Below are 16,978 nucleotides of genomic sequence, written 5' to 3'. Positions count from 1 at the left end.
GAAAACCACGCCGGCACTTCCCCGCACTGCTCCCGCCTTGACCCAAGCCCCTGATTTGACTGTATAATTTCGGACTTTTCCAAACCGGCAAGTGATCATCAATCGGGTCAAGAAGCAGGGCGACCGACGAAGTGGCGATTGGCTACCAAACTACTCTGAGGCAATCATGAAAGAAGGCATCCACCCGGATTACCGCGAAGTCCTGTTCCACGACATGTCGAACGACTTCAAGTTCATCACCCGCTCCACCATCGGCACCCGCGAAACCGCGGAATTCGAAGGCAAGCAATATCCGCTGGTGAAGATCGAAGTGTCGTCCGAATCGCACCCGTTCTATACCGGCAAGCACAAGATCGTCGACACCGCTGGCCGCGTCGAGAAGTTCCGCCAGAAGTTCGGTTCCGTCGGTTCGAAGACTGCTGTCTCGAAGGCGTAATCTGCACTTCCCTCAGAAAAGGCAGCTCCGGCTGCCTTTTTTGTTTTGCACGGCGACCGTGCCTGCAGCGAGGCCGGCGCACCAGGATGTAGCAGACAGAAACAACTATTTACGGCGATTTCCTGCACAATAGGGCCTGCAAAAAATACCCCGCCGGCCGATGCAACGGCGAGGGCGTAGCCCAGGCCAGCGCACCATCCCAACATCGCAGCACAGAACAAGAGCAACAACATCTTGATGAAGCCCGTCCGTCTTCCAGCAGCAGCCACCCATGCGCTTCCGCGCATGGCCCTGCTTGCGCTCGCCCTCCTCTACATCCTGCCCGGCCTGATCGGTCGCGATCCCTGGAAGAACGAGGACGCCACCAGCTTCGGCATCATGTGGACCATGGCCCATGGCGCGCTGGGCGACTGGCTCACCCCCAATGTGGCGGGCCTGCCGCTGCCGGCCGAGAGCCCGCTGGCCTACTGGTTCGGCGCCATCTGCATCAAGCTCTTCGGCTGGCTGCTCGGCGATCCCCTGGCGGCGCGCATTTCCACCATCGGCTGCTTCCTGGTCGGTTCGCTCTCGATCTGGTACACCACCTACCTGCTGGGCCGCCGCTCCGAGGCCCAGCCGCTCAAGCTGGCCTTCGGCGGCCAGCCCGAACCCAAGGACTTCGGCCGTACGCTGGCCGATGGCGCCTTCCTGATCTACCTCGGTTTCCTCGGCCTGCTGCTGCACAGCCACGAGACCAGTCCCAAGACCCTGCAGATCGCCCTGGTGGCCTATGCCATGTATGGCGCGGCCCGCGTGTTCGACGCCGGCAAGCTGCGTCACGGCTTCTGGCTGGGACTGGCGCTGGGCATGCTGGTATTGACCTATGGCTGGCTGCTGCCGGCCGGGGTGCTGATCGCCCTGCTGATCCTGGCCCTGGTCCGCAAGGACGGCCGCGCACTGCGCCTGGTGGCGCTGATCTCGCTGCCGCTGGCGCTGCTCATCAGCGCGGGCTGGGTGCTGACGCTGCGCCATCTGCTGGGGGAACAGGCGGCCGGCCAGTTCGACCTCTGGATGAGCTGGAACATCTACCAGCTGAACCGTCCAACCCTGGCCACCCTGGCGTTCCTGGGCAAATATGGTGTCTGGTTCGCCTGGCCGGCCTGGCCCTTCGCCGGTTGGGCGCTGTATGCCTGGCGGCGCCAGCCGGGTTCGCTGCACATTGCGCTGCCGCTGGCCTTCCTGATCCCGATCACGCTGCTGGTGCTGATGAACGTGCATCACGAGGAAGGCATGCTGCTGCCGCTGCTGCCGGCGCTGGCCATCCTGGCCGCCTTCGGCCTGCCGACCATGAAGCGCGGCGCCATCAATGCCGTGGACTGGTTCTCGGTGATGACGCTGACCACCTCGGCTGCCTTCATCTGGATCGGCTGGATCGCCAAGGAAACCGGCTGGCCGGCGCAGATCGCGCGCAATGCCTACAAGCTGGCGCCGGGCTTCAAGCCCGGCTTCACCTGGATCTCGCTGGCCATCGCCATCGCCGCCACCGTCGCCTGGATCGTGGTGGTGCACTGGCGCATCTCGCGCCGCCCTTCGGTTCTTTGGCGCGCGGTCGTGCTGTCCTCGGGCGGAGTGATCCTGTGCTGGGTGCTACTGATGACCCTGTGGCTGCCCTGGGTCAACTACGGCAAGAGCTATGCGGGCGTGGCCGAGCAGATCGAAGCCAAGCTGAGTTCGGTCAAGCAGTGCGTGCAGACCAATGTCGGCCCGGCCCAGCGCGCCTCGTTCGCCTACTTCGGCAACGTGCGCTTCGCCGACGAACGCGACCAGAGTTGCGATTACCTGCTGCTGCAGGACGACATCAGCAACCAGGATGCCTCGCTCATGCTGCGCCAGTACCCCGGCTCCTGGCGCATGCTGTGGGAAGGCCGTCGGCCTTCGGACCGCGATGAACGCTTCCGCCTCTATCGCCGCGTCGGTCGCTGAACAGCGGGCCCGGCGCCGTACCCATTACACATGAACGCGTGACCACCGAACTGCCTGCCCTCTCCTCGCGCCAGCATGTCGGTCGCATCTCGCGGCTGGCCTGGCCCCTGCTGGTCGGCCAGCTGGCGCTGATCGCCAACGGTGTCATCGATACCGTGATGGTATCGCGCTTCTCGGCCCTCGACCTGGGCGCGCTGGCGCTGGGGGTATCGATCTACGTGAGCGTGTTCGTCGGCCTGTCGGGCGTGCTGCAGGCGCTGCAGCCGACCATTGGCCAGCTCTTCGGCGCCGGCCGCCTGGGCGAGATCGGCAACGAGGTCAAGCAGGGCATGTGGCTGGCGGTGCTGCTGTCCATCGTGGGCTCGCTGATCCTGATGTTCTCGCCGCTCTTCCTGGCCTTCGCCAAGGCCTCGCCGGAGCTGGTGGAGAAGGCAACCCTATACCTGCGCATTGAGGCGCTGGCGCTGCCGGCCACACTGTTCTTCCGCGTCTATTCCTCGCTCAATACCGCCCTGGCGCGCCCCAAGATGGTCATGGCCATCCAGCTTTGCGGCCTGCTGCTGAAGCTGCCCCTGAACGCCCTGCTGATCTTCGGCGGCCTGGGTCTGCCGGCCTTCGGCGGTCCCGGCTGCGCCATCGCCACCACCCTGATCGCCTGGCTGATGATGATTGCCGCCTGGCTGCTGGTGGCGCGACTGCCCATCTATCGGCCGCTCAGGCTGTTCGGCACCGGCTTCGTGGCGCCTTCCTGGAAGGTCTTGGGCAATCTGCTGCGGCTGGGTATTCCGATCGGCATGTCCTACTTCATCGAAGTCACCGCCTTCACGCTGATGGCGGTATTCATCGCGCGCCTGGGTGCGGTACCGGTGGCCGGCCACCAGATCACGGCCAACGTCGGCACGGTGCTCTACATGCTGCCCCTGTCCATCGCCAGCGCCACCAGCACCCTGGTGGCCCAGGCCATCGGCGGCGGCAACATGCAGGAGGCACGCAAGATCGGCCGCGCCGGCATCCGCCTGGCGGTTTCGCTCTCGGTGCTGATCGGGGTGATCGTCTGGTTCCTGCGCGCGCACATCGTGCACGCCTACACGCCCGATCCGGTGATCGTCGGCGCGGCGCTGCCGCTGTTCCTCTACATCGCCTTCTACCAGCTGTTCGATTCCCTGCAGGTGACCACCGCCTTCGTGCTGCGCGCCTACAAGGTGGCCGTGGTGCCGACCGTGATCTATGCCCTCAGCCTGTGGGGCGTGGGCCTGGGCGGCGGCTACCTGCTGGGTCTCGATGCGCTCGGCTGGACCCCGCCGGCGCTGCGCGGGCCGGCCGGCTTCTGGCTGGCCAACAGCCTCAGCCTGGGGCTGGTGGGAATCGGCCTGCTGGCCTACCTGCGGGTGATCCAGCGCCGTGCCGCGCGCGGCGAACTCAGGAACTGAAGGCGCTACCGGCGCCGAACAGATCGTCGTTGCTGGCATCGACCAGCCCCGGCACCGTGGGCGCCTCCGCCGGTCGTCCCAGCAGGAAGCCCTGCACCTGGTCGCAATGCAGCAGCTGCAGCTCACGCAGCTGCCCTTCGGTCTCCACCCCTTCGGCCACCACTTCCATCTGCAGGGCATGTGCCAGCGCGATGATGGCGGCCACGATGGCACGGCCGGAGTGATCATCCAGATCCAGGCGCGAGGTGAAGAAGCGATCGATCTTGACCTGCCGGCAGTGGAACTGGGCCAGATAGGCCAGGCTGGAATAACCGGTCCCGAAATCATCGATGGCGATGTCGAAGCCCAGCGACTGCAGTTCCCGTACCACCTGGGTGGTACGCTCCACATCCTTCATGGCCGCAGTCTCGGTGATCTCGAACATCAGCCGCTGCGGGGCGATGCCGGCCTCGCCGACCATGCCGATGATGCGCTCCACCAGATCGGCGCGCATCTGCAGCGGCGACAGGTTCAGCGCCACCTTGACCGGCTTCATGCCGGCCCCGTCCCAGCGCGCGATCTGGCAGCACACGGCCTGCAGCACCCAGTCACCGATGGCCAGGATCTGGCCCGAGCGTTCCGCGATGGGGATGAATTCGGAGGGCGCCATCTCCCCCAGCTCGGGATGATGCCAGCGCAGCAGTGCCTCCAGCCCGGTCAATTCCTTGCTGGCACCGCGATACTTGGGCTGGAAATGCAGCCGGAACTGCTGCTGCTCGATGGCCTGCTGCAGTGCCTGGCGCACCTGCAGGTGACGCATGGCACTGGCATGCATGGCCGGTTCGAAGAAGCGGTAGGTATTGCGCCCGCTCTGCTTGGCTTCGTACATGGCGGCGTCGGCGTTCTTCATCAGGGCATCGGCCGAATCACCACTGTTGGGATAGACCGCGATGCCGATGCTGGAGGTCACGCGCAAGGTGGCGTCCTCGATCTGGAAATCCTGCCGCAGCGCAGCCAGGATGTTTTCCGACAGCTGCTCCACCACCTCCGGCGAGGCGAGGTTACTCATCACCACCACGAACTCGTCGCCACCGATGCGCGCCACCATGTCCTCGCCACGGATGCAGGCGCGGATGCGATGGGCCACGGCCACCAGCAGGCCGTCGCCCACCGCATGCCCAAGCGAATCGTTGATCGCCTTGAAACCATCCAGGTCCATGAACAGCACCGCGAATGGCCGGCCGTTGCGGCGCGCCACCTCGACCGCATGCTGGATGCGATCGGCCAGCAGGGCTCGGTTGGGCAGGCCGGTCAGCACGTCATGGGTGGCGAAATGCAGCAGCTTGTCATTGGTGCGCCCGACGATCTTCTTGAGCACCTGGTTGCGCTGCACACCGCTGACCACCAGCGCCATGGCCATGGCCAGGAAGGCCAGGAACACCAGGCCGTTGACCAGGTGCTCGCGGGTGATGCCGTCCAGCGCCTGGCTCAGCGTCTGCGGCCCGATGAGCACTGCGCGCAGGCCGGCCGCCGACGACGAGACCAGGCCGGCGCCCACCAGCAGCGCCGCCAGCACACGCCGCGTCTGCTGCGAATTGAGCGAACCGGTCATGGGCTTGCGGCCATTGCTGGCAGAGAACAGGGTGACGATGAACACCGCCACCACCTCGGTCACCACCAGCGCCACCAGCAGCAGGAGCGTGTGATACAACAGCGGCGGCTGCAGCATCATGGCCTTGAGCGCGATATGGAAGGCCGCATTGAAAGCCGCGCCCATGGCCAGGCCACCGATGACCAGCCGCGACGGATGGGGACGACGCAAGCCGGTCAGGTGCATCAGGTAGAAGGCGCTGCCCATGCACAGCAACAGCGAGAGCACCACCAGCCGGGCATCGAAGCTGATGGCCATGCTCACCTGCAGCGAGGCCACCGTCAGCAGCATCGAGGCCCATACGCCCACGCCGAACACCGCCGCCCCCACCGACAGCCACAGCCGCCGGTGCTGCGCATCCTGCAGCACGATGCGCTCGGAAACCTCCAGCGCCGCGTAGGCGGACAGACTGGCAACCAGCAGGGCGAAGGCCAGCAGCAGGAAATGAAAGGAACCTGACATCGTCGAACCTGGGCTAGGTGGCACAGCTTCATGCGGGCGATCGCTGGGAGCCCGCAGGTCGTTGTACCTGCACGGTATCGCGGCCATTCCGCCCCGCCACTGCGACCACCGGCGCCAGGCGCCGGACGGGCAGCGGAGCGTCAGTCGATCCACCGTTGCATGCCAACGGGTCGCCGCGTTCCATTCCGGAAAGCCTGCTGGTGATGCGCCGGGCGCGACGCCATGGCGCCGGCAAGGCGGCAGGAGCCGACCGGAAAAAACCTCAAAAAGTTACGTAACCAGAACGTACCACAGGGATGCTGCTGACTTCGTTGATTTATTCGTCTTGTTTCAACCAGCGTGCTGCTTGTCTGTCTGCCCGGCGGGGCCGGGTCAATGCCACCCTGTCAGAAGGGATGGATTTTCTAACAATTTCCCATCCCCGCAGGATGGGAAATCGATCGGTGATACACCACCGCAATGATGTTCCCCCTTTACAGTGCGCTATTCTAGCGCGCTTCCGGCCTGCTGTGCCGCGCTGCGACATGGCCGCAGCGGCAGCGGCGATGTCTCGCGATGGACACAACACTTAAAAAAATCACCCTTCGCGGCTGACGTCGGGCACATCTGGACAGACAATAGTCCACCCGGATCATCGGCGCTGGGGGCTTCCCGACAGGCTGACCGATCCTGCGACCGAACGTGCGGCGGTGAGGGGAACATCGCCGGGCAGCTCGTCCAAGTTGCATGATGACCTGACATCGGCGCGCATCCAGGCCGCCATGATCGGCCATCCTGTCGTTCCAACATCGTCTCGGAGGGCTGCGCATGGCCTCACTCCCGTTCGCCGCAAAGGCAGTCCAGGCCTGCCTGACCAGTCGTCGGCAAGGACCGCGTCGGGGTCGATGGCGAGGCCTTTCCCGGCAGTGAGCATAAATCACGTTTGCTGCGTAACTCACCCCAAATGCAAACGTACCCCGGAAAGCGCTACGTCAAAGTACCTTCGAAACCATGGAAACCGCCAATCAAAAATTCGCAAAGCGCCTGCGCACCGCGATGGAAAAAGCTGGATACGAACCCAAGCCCGCCGTTCTGGAAAGGGAATTCAACCTGCGTTACTGGGGCAAGCCGATGACCCTGCACGGGGTCCGACGCTGGCTGCTGGGCGAGTCGATGCCCAAGCAGGACAAGCTGGAGACGCTGGCCGAATGGCTCATCGTCACGCCGCAGCACCTGCGCTTCGGTGAGGAGATCGGCAAGCGCATCGACAAGCGCCGCGCGCGCTGGGAAGAAGCCATCGGCTACCGCGAGCGCGAAGCGTTCGAGGCCTTCATCAACCTGCCGGCACCACAGCGCAAGATCGTCAAGGAAGTGATTTTCGCGTTTGCGCAGATCGCCGCCCACGCCTCGGAAAAGCCGGCGGCAGCGACCAAGACCAGCACCAGTACCCGCCGCCGTCCTCGCAACTGAGCCCCGGCGCTCCCCAGGTCCCTCCGAAACCCGATCCCGATTCACCTGGGATCTTCATCCGGATCCCCTCCCGTCTTTCCACTCTTTGCCGCATCGCCGGCACACCTTCCGCGATTTCCTGAACTTTACTGACCTGCCACGCAGCGTTGGCGTATCGGCACGAGGCTGTCAATCCGTCAGCTTCCCGCCGTGCAGGAGAACCTGTGGCGAAACATCCACGCAAGGATCGCGGTCAGGAAATATTTTTACGCAGTTGCGCGGCCACCTGCACGCAGTGTTCGACTTGTTCGGCGATGGCCTGCGGCACCGGGCGCTGACCGTCCAGCACCTCGCCGATCCAGCGCGCGGTCGCCGCTGCATCACTGCCTTCAGGCAGCGCCTGCACCTCTTCGGCCACGCTCTGCTTTTCCACCAGCACGGTACGGCGGCCCTGGCTGAACCAGTCGATGCGCTGGGCACGGCGCGCGTTGGCCACGGTCTCGCCCTCGGTGCCGCGCATCAGGAAGGCATCGCCGCGATCATGCGGCGCAGCGTTGCCGAAGTAGTCGGTCAACATCTCCAGATACTCGGGATGGGTGTACGACGTCAGACGCAATGCCGGCTGCGCAAACGGTTGCATGATCTTCACCAGGGTATGGGTGGAATTGCGTACCCCCAGGATGCGGCGCAGATTCAGCAGCCGGGCAATGGGCGGGGCCAGTGCCGCAATCGGAATGAAAGCCGGCTGACCGGCCGCCATCAGCACCTCGGCCTGGGCGCCCGAGGCAGCGTGGGCAATACCCAGTGCACTGAAGATCTCGGCGCTGGTCACGCGTTGCGGATCGTGCGTGACGCCGTGCATCAGCACCGGCACGCCGCGACGCACCAGCAACATGCACAGCAGTGGCGTCAGATTGGCCATCTTGCGCGATCCGTTGTAACTGGGCAGTACCACCGGCGCGTAATCGCCAGCAGGCGCCTGCAGCGGGGTGAAGGAGGCCTCGGCAGCGGCCAGGAAACCGGCGATCTCCTGCACCGACTCGCCCTTGATGCGCATGGCTAGGAGGATGGCGCCGAGCTCCAGGTCGCTGACCCGCTCTTCGAGCATGGCCTGGTACATTGCCTGCGCATCTTCGCGCGAGAGGCTGCGCGCGCCGTCCTTGCCACGTCCGATCTCCTTGATGAAGGGGGCCGCGACGAAGCGGGCAGCAGCAATGTCAGTCATGGCAGCGGAGGCAGGGGCAGCCGGAGCGGAAATAGGGGTATCGTTTTGCATGGCCGAAGGGTACACCAAAACCGCCGCGCCCCGCAGCACGGGCGCCAGCGGCCGGGCTTTCCATTACAATAGCGCCTTTGCCGCGCACCCCACCCGTCGGGGCCGGCCGCTTCATGAGTCCATCCCCATGCTAGTCCTCGGCGTCGAATCCTCCTGTGATGAAACCGGCCTCGCTCTGTACGACACCGAGCGCGGCCTGCTGGCGCATGCCCTGCATTCGCAGATCGCCATGCACCAGGAGTACGGTGGTGTGGTGCCCGAGCTGGCCTCGCGCGACCACATCCGGCGCGCCATTCCGCTGCTGCGGCAGACCCTGGCGGACGCCCATGTGCCAGCACAGGAGATCGACGCCATCGCCTACACTCAGGGGCCCGGGCTGGCCGGCGCCCTGCTGGTGGGCGCCTCGGTGGCCTGTGGACTGGGCCTGGCACTGGACAAGCCGGTGCTGGGCATCCATCACTTGGAAGGCCACCTGCTCTCCCCGCTGCTGGCCAGCAAGCCGCCGCGCTTTCCTTTCATCGCCCTGCTGGTCTCGGGCGGCCACACGCAATTGATGCGAGTCGATGGCGTGGGGCGCTATGAACTCCTGGGCGAAACCCTGGACGATGCTGCCGGCGAAGCCTTCGACAAGTCGGCCAAGCTGCTGGGCCTGGGCTATCCGGGTGGACCGGCCATCTCGCGCCTGGCCGAGTTCGGTGACCCGGCCGCGTACCAGCTGCCGCGCCCCATGCTGCATTCCAAGAATCTGGACTTCAGCTTTTCCGGCCTGAAGACGGCGGTGCTGACCGTGGTCAAGCAGCACGGCAGCAGCAGCGCCAATATCTGCGAGCAGGACAAGGCCAACATCGCACGCGGCTTCGTGGACGCCATCGTCGACGTGCTGGTGGCCAAGTGCATGACCGCATTGAAGCAGACCAACCTGAAGCGCCTGGTGATTGCCGGCGGCGTGGGTGCCAATGCCCAGTTGCGCGCCGCCCTCAATGCCGCTGCAGCCAAGCGCCGCTACGAAGTGTTCTATCCCGAACTAGAGTTTTGCACCGACAACGGTGCCATGATCGCCTTTGCCGGCGCCATGCGCCTGCGCGAGCAACCCGATGCGGCGCGCAAGGAATATGGTTTTGGCGTGCGGCCGCGCTGGCCGCTGGATGAACTGCGGCCGCCACAAGGTGCGACGACTCCAGCCACATAAATAATTTATACGATATAAACAAAAAGGGCCGCAATCTCCATTGCGGCCCTTCTGTTTTCGGGAAGTGGCAGGCAGCCTTGCCCAGCTTACTTGCCCACGGCCTTCTTCTTGCTCCCGATCTTGCTTTCCTTGCCGGCCAGCAGGTTGCCGATGTTCTTGCGATGACGATAGATCAGCAGTGCCGCCATCGCCACCACGGCCAGCAGGATGCCGTCGGTGGTGCCGAACAGCAGGCCGTAGTAGAACGGAGCGAACAGGGCCGCTACCAGCGCTGCCAGTGAGGAATAGCGGAAAGCGAAGGCCACCACCAGCCAGGTCGCCAGCGTGGCCAGGCCCAGCCAGGGGTCCAGCGCCAGCAGGATGCCCAGCGCGGTCGCCACGCCCTTGCCGCCTACGAAGCGGAAGAACACCGGCCACAGGTGACCCAGGAACACCGCCAGCGTAACCAGGGCGATGCCGGTGTCATCCACGCCATATTGCGGACCGAACTTCTGCGCCAGCCAGACCGCCAGCCAGCCCTTGAAACCGTCACCCAGCAAAGTCAACGCGGCAGCCTTCTTGTTGCCGCTGCGCAGGACGTTGGTAGCACCGGGATTCTTGGAACCGTAGGTGCGCGGATCGGCCAGTCCGAAGACCTTGGACACCACCACCGCAAAAGACAGCGAGCCGATCAGGTAGGCCGCGATGGCGAAAAGGATGTTGTACATGAATGCGTTCTTTCTCTTGTCTCTGGGTTCTTGTCAGGGTGCATCAGCCAGGGCGCACTGCACCGCCTTGGCCGGCAACACCTTGAGGAGGACGGCGGGGTCGATACCCACCAGGAAGCCGCGCCGGCCGCCATTGATGTAGATCTTGTCGAGTTCCAGGATGCTGGCCTCCACGTAGACCGGCATGCTCTTGCGGGTGCCGAAGGGCGAGGTCCCACCGATCAGGAAGCCCGAGTGGCGATTGGCCACCTCCGGTTTGCAGGGCTCGACCGACTTGCAGCCGATCTGGCGCGCCAGATTCTTGGTGGAGACCTTGCAGTCGCCATGCATGAGCACCAGCAGCGGCTTGGCGGCCTCATCCTGCATCACCAGGGTCTTGATGACGGCATGCTCGTCCACGCCCAGCTCGCGCGAGGAGACCGCGGTGCCGCCATGCTCCTCGTAGTCGTAGGGGTGCTCGGTGAAGGTCACGCCCTGCTTGCGCAGGAATTGCGTGGCCGGGGTTTCGGAGATGTGTTCTTTCTTGGCGCTCATCGTTGTTCTTCCTGACGGCAGGCTGACCGGCCAGGCAGGCCGGGCCGGCCATCATGGGCGCACATTATGCCGCAAGATCAGCCACGGGGGTGATGTGCGGCATGCAGTTGCTTCAGGCGTTCGCGTGCCACGTGGGTGTAGATCTGGGTGGTGGAAATGTCGGCGTGGCCCAGCAGCAGCTGCACCACGCGCAGGTCGGCGCCGTGGTTGAGCAGATGGGTGGCGAAGGCGTGGCGCAAGGTGTGCGGCGACAGGCGCACGGTGATGCCGGCCTGCAGGGCGTACTTCTTGACCAGGGTCCAGAACATCTGGCGCGTCATCGGCCCGCCCCGTGCGGTGACGAACAGCGCATCGTCGACCTGGCCCTGCAGTATCTGCGGCCGTCCCTCTGCCAGGTAACGGCCAATCCAGGCCCCGGCTTCCTCGCCAAAGGGTACCAGGCGCGTCTTGCTGCCCTTGCCGGTCACCCGCAGCACGCCCTCGTTCATGCCGATCTCGATGCTCTTCAACAGCACCAGCTCCGACACCCGCAGGCCGCTGGCATACATCAGCTCGATCATGGCGCGATCGCGCAGACCCAGCGGGGTGGCGACGTCAGGCGCGGCCAGCAAGGCCTCGACCTGGCCTTCCGAGAGGGTCTTGGGAAACCGTTGCGGCTGACGCGCCGAGCGCATCTTCAGGCAGGGATCGGCGGTCACGCGGTTCTGGCGCAGCGCCAGCTGGAAGAAGCGCTTGAGCACCGCCAACCGGCGATTGGATGAACTGGGCTTGGTCTGGTCATGACGGGCCGCGAAGTAGGCGTGCAGGTCATCGGCCTGGGTCTCGTAGAGCGACTTGGCGTGCTCATGATGCAGCCAGTGGGCGTACAGGGTCATGTCGCGCCGGTAGGCCTCCAGCGTGTTCCTGGACAGGCCGTCTTCCAGCCACAGGCTGTCGCAGAATTCGTCGATGGCCTCGCGGCTGGCGGCGGGCGCTTCTATCTTCGGTGTGGTGCGTCCCATGCTGTCCCGTCAGTATCCGCTCACGCCTTCATGGCGCAGCAACCAGCGCTTGACCTCCAGGTGGAAGCCGTCAACGTCGTCGTGATGCGAAAACCCGCCCAGGCCGCCAGCTGCAGTGACCCGATGACAGGGAATCACCAGCGGATACCAGTTGGCGCCACAGGCCTGGCCGACTGCGCGCGGGGAGGACTGGATGCCCTTGGCGACCTGGCCATAGGTCTGCACCTGGCCGCAGGGGATGGCAGCGATGGCTTGCCAGACGCGCTGCTGGAAGGCGCTGCCGACCGGTGCCAGCGGCAGCTTGAAGCGAAACCCGGGATCGGCCAGGTAGCGGCGTATCTGCTGCACCGCCTCGGCGGCGACCGGATCGCCGGCCTCCTTCTCGGCATAGTGCGGCGGCAGGTACACCATCTCCACCAGCGCCCCGGCCTGGCTGCGGATGCCCATGCCGCCGAAGGGTGTGTGCACCACGGCGGAAAACAGCTCGGTCAGGCGGGATTCGGATCGTGTCATGAACAGAGAGGAGGGGGGAGGGTCGATAACGTCGACGGAGGCCTATTTTAAGCAATTCGGCGATGGGCTTGATACCATCGGGCAAAACTTCAAGGAGACCGCATGACACAGGCATCGCTGCACACCGAACCGGACCACCTGGTGGTCACCGCACCCACTCTCGCATCCGGCATGGCCTGGGTACAGCAGCAGCTTGGCGTATCGATGGCGCCGCGCATCGGCGGCCAGCATGCGCGGCTGGGCACCCACAATGCGCTGCTATCGCTGGGGCCGGGCTTCTACCTGGAAGTGATCGCCATCGATCCCGAGGCAAGTGCACCGGCGCGGCCGCGCTGGTTCGGCATGGATGAACCAGGGGCCAGCGCCACGCCGGGTCTGGCGCACTGGGTGGCGCGCACCGACGACATCGAAGCGGCGGTGGCCGCCAGTCCCATCGCCACCGGCGCGATCACGCCCATGAGCCGGGGCGCGCTGTCCTGGCTGATCACCATCGCCGCCGACGGGCGCCTGCCCTGCGCCGGCCTGATGCCCTCGCTGATCCAGTGGCACAGCCAGCCGCACCCGGCCAGCGCCCTGCCCGACCTCGGCTGCCGCCTGCTAAGACTGGAACTGCACCACCCTGCCCCGGCCGACCTGGCCGCCGCCCTGGCGGCCGTGGGAATCGACGATGCGCGCGTCGTGCTGCGTGAAGCAAGGCAGAGCGCGATTGTGGCCGTCCTGAGTACGACGCAGGGAGAGCGGGTGCTGGCGGGCTGAGAGCGTGGGTGGAGGGAAAATGGAAAAGATATAAACCGTATAAACCAGATACGGTCAGCACCAAGAAAAAAGGCGCATCCTCGGATGCGCCTTCAAAATACTCCTGATGCATTCCCGGCCGTTTGAACGGCTTCAATCGAATGCACGTCTCCTCAGTTTCCCGGTATCGATACCGTTTGTTATGCACCACCCGCTTTGTATTCGGTGCTGCCCATCTGCGCCCGCGCCGATGTGTCGGTGGGGTCGCCGGTGAGGCGCGTACATCAACAACTCACTAGAAAAACATCGCTGCAGAACTCGATTGCCAGGACGGCAAACGCAGAGTGCCGATTCAGCAAAGCCCGCACTTTAGCAGCACTCTGCGCGGTTTCAAAGCACTTTTTCAGGGCAAAACCAACATACTTTTGAGCAACTTGACAGACATCTGACAAAATCGGCACCACCGTAGTGCATGGTGCCGATCATCACCGACATCAGTTGTAGATCAGGTTGGGCAGCCACAGCGACAGGGTCGGCCAGTAGGTCACCAGCATCAGGAAGCCGAGCATGGTCAGCAGCCATGGCATGACCGCAATGGTCAGCTCGGTGATGCCCATCTTGGTGATGCCGGAGGCCACGTACAGGTTCAGACCGACCGGCGGATGGCACATGCCCACTTCCATGTTGACCACGATGAGGATGCCGAAATGCACCGGATCGATGCCCAGCTTCATGGCCACCGGGAACAGGATCGGTGCCAGGATCAGCACGATCGAGGACGGCTCCATCACATTACCGGCCAGCAGCAGCAGGATGTTGACCACCAGCAGGAAGGTGATCGGACCCAGGCCGGAATCGGTGATCCATGCCGCCATCGCCTGCGGGATGTTTTCGCTGGTCACGAGGAACGAGAACAGCACCGCGTTGGTGATGATGTAGAGCAGCATGGCCGACATCGAGGCCGAGTCCAGCAAGACCTTGGGCACCTGGCTCAGGCGCAGGTCCTTGTAGACGAACACCGAGATGAAGAAGGCATACACCGCCGCCATGGCAGCCGCTTCCGTGGGCGTGAACACGCCGCTGTAGATGCCGCCCATGACGATGACGATCAGGAACAGGCCCCAGCCACTCTTGCGGAAGGCCGCGAAACGCTCGGCCCAGGTGGCCTTCCTCAGGCGCGGGTAATTGTTCTTGCGCGCCAGGAACCAGGTGGTCATGCCCAGCAGGAAGGCCAGCAGCAGCCCCGGCACCACGCCCGCCATGAACAGCTTGCCCACCGAGGTATTGGTCGAGACCGAATACATCACCATCACGATGGAGGGTGGGATCAGGATGCCCAGTGCGCCGGAGGTGGTGATCACGCCCGCGCCGAAACGGTTGGGGAAGCCCTGCTTGACCATCGCCGGCAGGATGATGGAGCCGATCGCCACCACGGTGGCCGGCGAGGAACCGGAGACCGCCGCGAACAGCGCGCAGGCCAGCACCCCGGCCAGTGCCAGGCCGCCATGCCAGTGCCCCACCATGGAGGTGGCGAAGTTGATCATGCGCCGCGCCACGCCACCGTGGGTGAGGAAGTTGCCGGCCAGGATGAAGAAGGGGATCGCCATGATCTCGAACTTCTCGATGCCGGTGAACAACTTCAGCGCCACCGACTGGATCGGCACGTCGGTCATGGTAAAGAGGAAGGTCAGTACCGTCAGGCCCAGCGAGATCGAGATCGGCATCCCGGTCAGCATCAGCCCGAACAGCAGGACGAAAATGATCAATGCATTCATGCTTTACCTCCGCTGGTTTCTTCGTCCAGACCTTCCACGTGGGAATGGTCATGCTTGGGCAATTCACCGGTCCGGTGGAAATTCCACGCGACCTGGAGGAAACGGAAGCACATCAGGTAGGAACCCAGCGGCACGGCCAGGTAGACGATCCACATCGGCACTTCCATCACTTCGGAGGTGCTGTCGTGCTGGGCGATGTCATAGACGAACTCGGCGCCAAAGGTGCCGACGATGCCGGTGAAGAGGGCGCCAGCGAACAGGCCAAAGAGCACGAACTTGTTGCGCCACGGGGTGTTGAGGCGATTGATCAGCACATCGACGCCGACGTGGATGCCGGTACGCACGCCATAGGCGGCGCCGAACTTGGCCATCCACACGAACATGAAGATGCACAGTTCCTGGGCCCAGCTCATGTTGATCTGGATGAGCCGGTCCTGCAGCCAGGGAATATCGAGGCCGGATGCGTAGCGATGGACCACGGCCACGAAGATGATGAAGGTGGCCGCGGCCATGAGGAACGCGATCAGCCACTCTTCCAGATGGTCGAGTAACTTCATGGGATCTCCTTGCGCCGGCAGGCCGCTACCTTGCTGGTAGCGGCCGCTGGCTGAGCTTGTTCTGATTGTTTTCGAGAATGGCGCGGCGCATGCCGGAAGGATGCGCCGCGCAGGTGCCGGAGGCGATTACTTCTGACCCAGCGCCGCCGATTCCTTGTTGACGGCGTCGATCAGGTCCTTGCCGATACGGCTGGCCATCTGCTGCTGCACCGGCAGCAAGGCCTTGCGCCATTCGGCCTTCTCGGCATCGGTGAGACGGTAGACGGTGGTCTTGCCGGTCTTTTCCACGGCTGCCAGGGCGGCATCGTTTTCCTGCTGGGCGATGGCGTTGGCGTACTTGGTGGCGTCCTTCATGGCACCTTCCAGCTGGGTGCGGATGTCGGCCGGCAGGCCGTCCCAGAACTTCTTGTTGACGATCACCGCATAGCCCAGATAGCCGTGGTTGGACACGGTCACGTGCTTCTGCACTTCATGCATCTTCTGGGTATAGAGGTTCGAAGGCGGGTTCTCGGTGCCATCCACCACGCCGGTCTGCAGCGCCTGGTAGACCTCGGAGAAGGCCAGCACCTGCGGGTTGGCGCCCAGCGCGCGCATCTGCGCGTCCAGCACCTTGGAGGACTGGATGCGCATCTTCAGGCCACGGAAGTCGGACGGATGATGCAGCGGCTTGTTGGCCGACATCACCTTGAAACCGTTATCCCAGTAAGCCAGGCCGGTGATGCCCTTGGGCTCCAGCTTCTTGAAGAGATCCTTGCCGATGGGGCCTTCGGTGACGCGATAGAGCACGTCCTTGCTGGGGAAGATGTAAGGCAGGTCGAACACCTCGAACTCCTTCACGCCCAGCGGGCCGAACTTGGCCAGGGACGGCGCCAGCATCTGCACCGCGCCCAGTTGCAGGGCTTCCAGTTCTTCCTTGTCCTTGTACAGGGTGCTGTTGGGATAGACCTCGACCTTGACGCGGCCCTTGGTGGCCTTCTCGGCCAGTTCCTTGAAGCGTTCGGCGGCCTTGCCCTTGGGCGTGTCGTTGGCCACCACGTGGCTGAACTTGATGATGATGGGCTGCTGCGCCAAGGCATTGGCGGCAAGGCCGGCGTTGACGATGGCAGCGGCCGACATGGCCAGCAGGATGGACTTCAGTTTCATGCGTGTCTCCCCAGTGAGGTATGAATCGTTTTGGTGGTGTACTTGTTCTTGTAGTGGCTCTGCTTGGCGCGGCCAGATTATGCCCGCGCATTTTGCTCGGTGTCACCAAAATGGGGCAACTGTGGATAACCACAATGTCCCCGGGCAGCACTTTCCCGGCCGGCGGGATGCTGGCGCAAGCCCGGCCCGGCGGCTACACT

At 64.2% G+C, this 16,978-nt stretch carries 15 protein-coding genes; 6 read left to right on the top strand and 9 right to left on the bottom strand.

Features of this window, described 5'->3' with window-relative positions:
• Positions 1-166: 166 nt before the first annotated feature.
• The 3 genes from VE092_RS08885 to VE092_RS08875 all read left to right on the top strand — a co-directional run bounded on the left by VE092_RS08885 (position 167) and on the right by VE092_RS08875 (position 3,828).
• The gene (locus VE092_RS08885; RefSeq protein WP_008325780.1) at positions 167-436 is read left to right on the top strand and encodes a type B 50S ribosomal protein L31; all 270 of its coding nucleotides are present in this window, start codon (positions 167-169) and stop codon (positions 434-436) included.
• Positions 437-673: 237 nt separating this feature from the next.
• Complete coding sequence (locus VE092_RS08880; RefSeq protein WP_324875887.1) at positions 674-2,398, top strand: glycosyltransferase; 1,725 nt, start codon at positions 674-676, stop codon at positions 2,396-2,398.
• Positions 2,399-2,436: 38 nt separating this feature from the next.
• Positions 2,437-3,828, top strand: coding sequence for an MATE family efflux transporter (locus VE092_RS08875; protein WP_324875864.1), 1,392 nt, complete (start codon positions 2,437-2,439; stop codon positions 3,826-3,828).
• Here the strand turns inward: VE092_RS08875 and VE092_RS08870 are convergent.
• On the bottom strand, positions 3,818-5,920 hold the full coding sequence (locus tag VE092_RS08870) for a putative bifunctional diguanylate cyclase/phosphodiesterase (RefSeq protein WP_324875862.1): 2,103 nt from the start codon (positions 5,918-5,920) through the stop codon (positions 3,818-3,820). The two genes, VE092_RS08875 and VE092_RS08870, sit on opposite strands and share 11 nt — an antisense overlap.
• Before the next feature lie 990 nt (positions 5,921-6,910).
• Between VE092_RS08870 and VE092_RS08865 the strand changes: the two genes are divergently transcribed.
• Positions 6,911-7,369: an XRE family transcriptional regulator gene (locus VE092_RS08865; RefSeq protein WP_324875860.1), complete on the top strand. Its 459-nt coding sequence runs from the start codon at positions 6,911-6,913 to the stop codon at positions 7,367-7,369.
• 232 nt (positions 7,370-7,601) lie between these two features.
• On the opposite strand, the gene ybiB is transcribed toward VE092_RS08865, so the two are convergent.
• The gene (ybiB, locus tag VE092_RS08860) at positions 7,602-8,573 is read right to left on the bottom strand and encodes a DNA-binding protein YbiB (RefSeq protein ID WP_324875858.1); all 972 of its coding nucleotides are present in this window, start codon (positions 8,571-8,573) and stop codon (positions 7,602-7,604) included.
• Between the two features lie 178 nt (positions 8,574-8,751).
• On the opposite strand from ybiB, the gene tsaD reads away from it, so the two are divergent.
• Positions 8,752-9,813 (top strand): tRNA (adenosine(37)-N6)-threonylcarbamoyltransferase complex transferase subunit TsaD, encoded by a 1,062-nt coding sequence (tsaD, locus tag VE092_RS08855; protein WP_324875856.1) that lies wholly within the window; start codon positions 8,752-8,754, stop codon positions 9,811-9,813.
• 86 nt (positions 9,814-9,899) lie between these two features.
• Here tsaD and plsY read toward each other — a convergent pair whose 3' ends face one another.
• The 4 genes from plsY to VE092_RS08835 all read right to left on the bottom strand — a co-directional run bounded on the left by plsY (position 9,900) and on the right by VE092_RS08835 (position 12,568).
• The gene (plsY, locus tag VE092_RS08850; RefSeq protein ID WP_324875854.1) at positions 9,900-10,520 is read right to left on the bottom strand and encodes a glycerol-3-phosphate 1-O-acyltransferase PlsY; all 621 of its coding nucleotides are present in this window, start codon (positions 10,518-10,520) and stop codon (positions 9,900-9,902) included.
• Between the two features lie 33 nt (positions 10,521-10,553).
• Positions 10,554-11,054: a Cys-tRNA(Pro) deacylase gene (gene ybaK, locus VE092_RS08845; RefSeq protein ID WP_324875852.1), complete on the bottom strand. Its 501-nt coding sequence runs from the start codon at positions 11,052-11,054 to the stop codon at positions 10,554-10,556.
• A 77-nt stretch (positions 11,055-11,131) separates the two neighbouring features.
• Complete coding sequence (xerD, locus tag VE092_RS08840) at positions 11,132-12,055, bottom strand: site-specific tyrosine recombinase XerD (protein WP_324875850.1); 924 nt, start codon at positions 12,053-12,055, stop codon at positions 11,132-11,134.
• A gap of 9 nt (positions 12,056-12,064) precedes the next feature.
• On the bottom strand, positions 12,065-12,568 hold the full coding sequence (locus VE092_RS08835; RefSeq protein ID WP_324875849.1) for a methylated-DNA--[protein]-cysteine S-methyltransferase: 504 nt from the start codon (positions 12,566-12,568) through the stop codon (positions 12,065-12,067).
• Between the two features lie 102 nt (positions 12,569-12,670).
• On the opposite strand from VE092_RS08835, the gene VE092_RS08830 reads away from it, so the two are divergent.
• A complete protein-coding gene (locus tag VE092_RS08830; RefSeq protein ID WP_324875846.1) occupies positions 12,671-13,324 on the top strand; it encodes a VOC family protein in 654 nt (217 codons plus the stop codon).
• Positions 13,325-13,797: 473 nt separating this feature from the next.
• Here VE092_RS08830 and VE092_RS08825 read toward each other — a convergent pair whose 3' ends face one another.
• The 3 genes from VE092_RS08825 to VE092_RS08815 all read right to left on the bottom strand — a co-directional run bounded on the left by VE092_RS08825 (position 13,798) and on the right by VE092_RS08815 (position 16,778).
• A complete protein-coding gene (locus tag VE092_RS08825; RefSeq protein ID WP_324875844.1) occupies positions 13,798-15,078 on the bottom strand; it encodes a TRAP transporter large permease subunit in 1,281 nt (426 codons plus the stop codon).
• On the bottom strand, positions 15,075-15,635 hold the full coding sequence (locus tag VE092_RS08820) for a TRAP transporter small permease (RefSeq protein WP_324875842.1): 561 nt from the start codon (positions 15,633-15,635) through the stop codon (positions 15,075-15,077). The genes VE092_RS08825 and VE092_RS08820 overlap by 4 nt, the downstream gene beginning before the upstream one ends.
• A 126-nt stretch (positions 15,636-15,761) precedes the next feature.
• Positions 15,762-16,778: a TRAP transporter substrate-binding protein gene (locus VE092_RS08815; protein WP_324875840.1), complete on the bottom strand. Its 1,017-nt coding sequence runs from the start codon at positions 16,776-16,778 to the stop codon at positions 15,762-15,764.
• Positions 16,779-16,978 lie beyond the last annotated feature (200 nt).

Source organism: Herbaspirillum sp. (assembly GCF_035644555.1).
Classification (GTDB): domain Bacteria; phylum Pseudomonadota; class Gammaproteobacteria; order Burkholderiales; family Burkholderiaceae_D; genus Herbaspirillum.
Note: the sequence above shows the minus strand (reverse complement) of the source record. Positions and strands in the feature narration are given on the sequence as shown.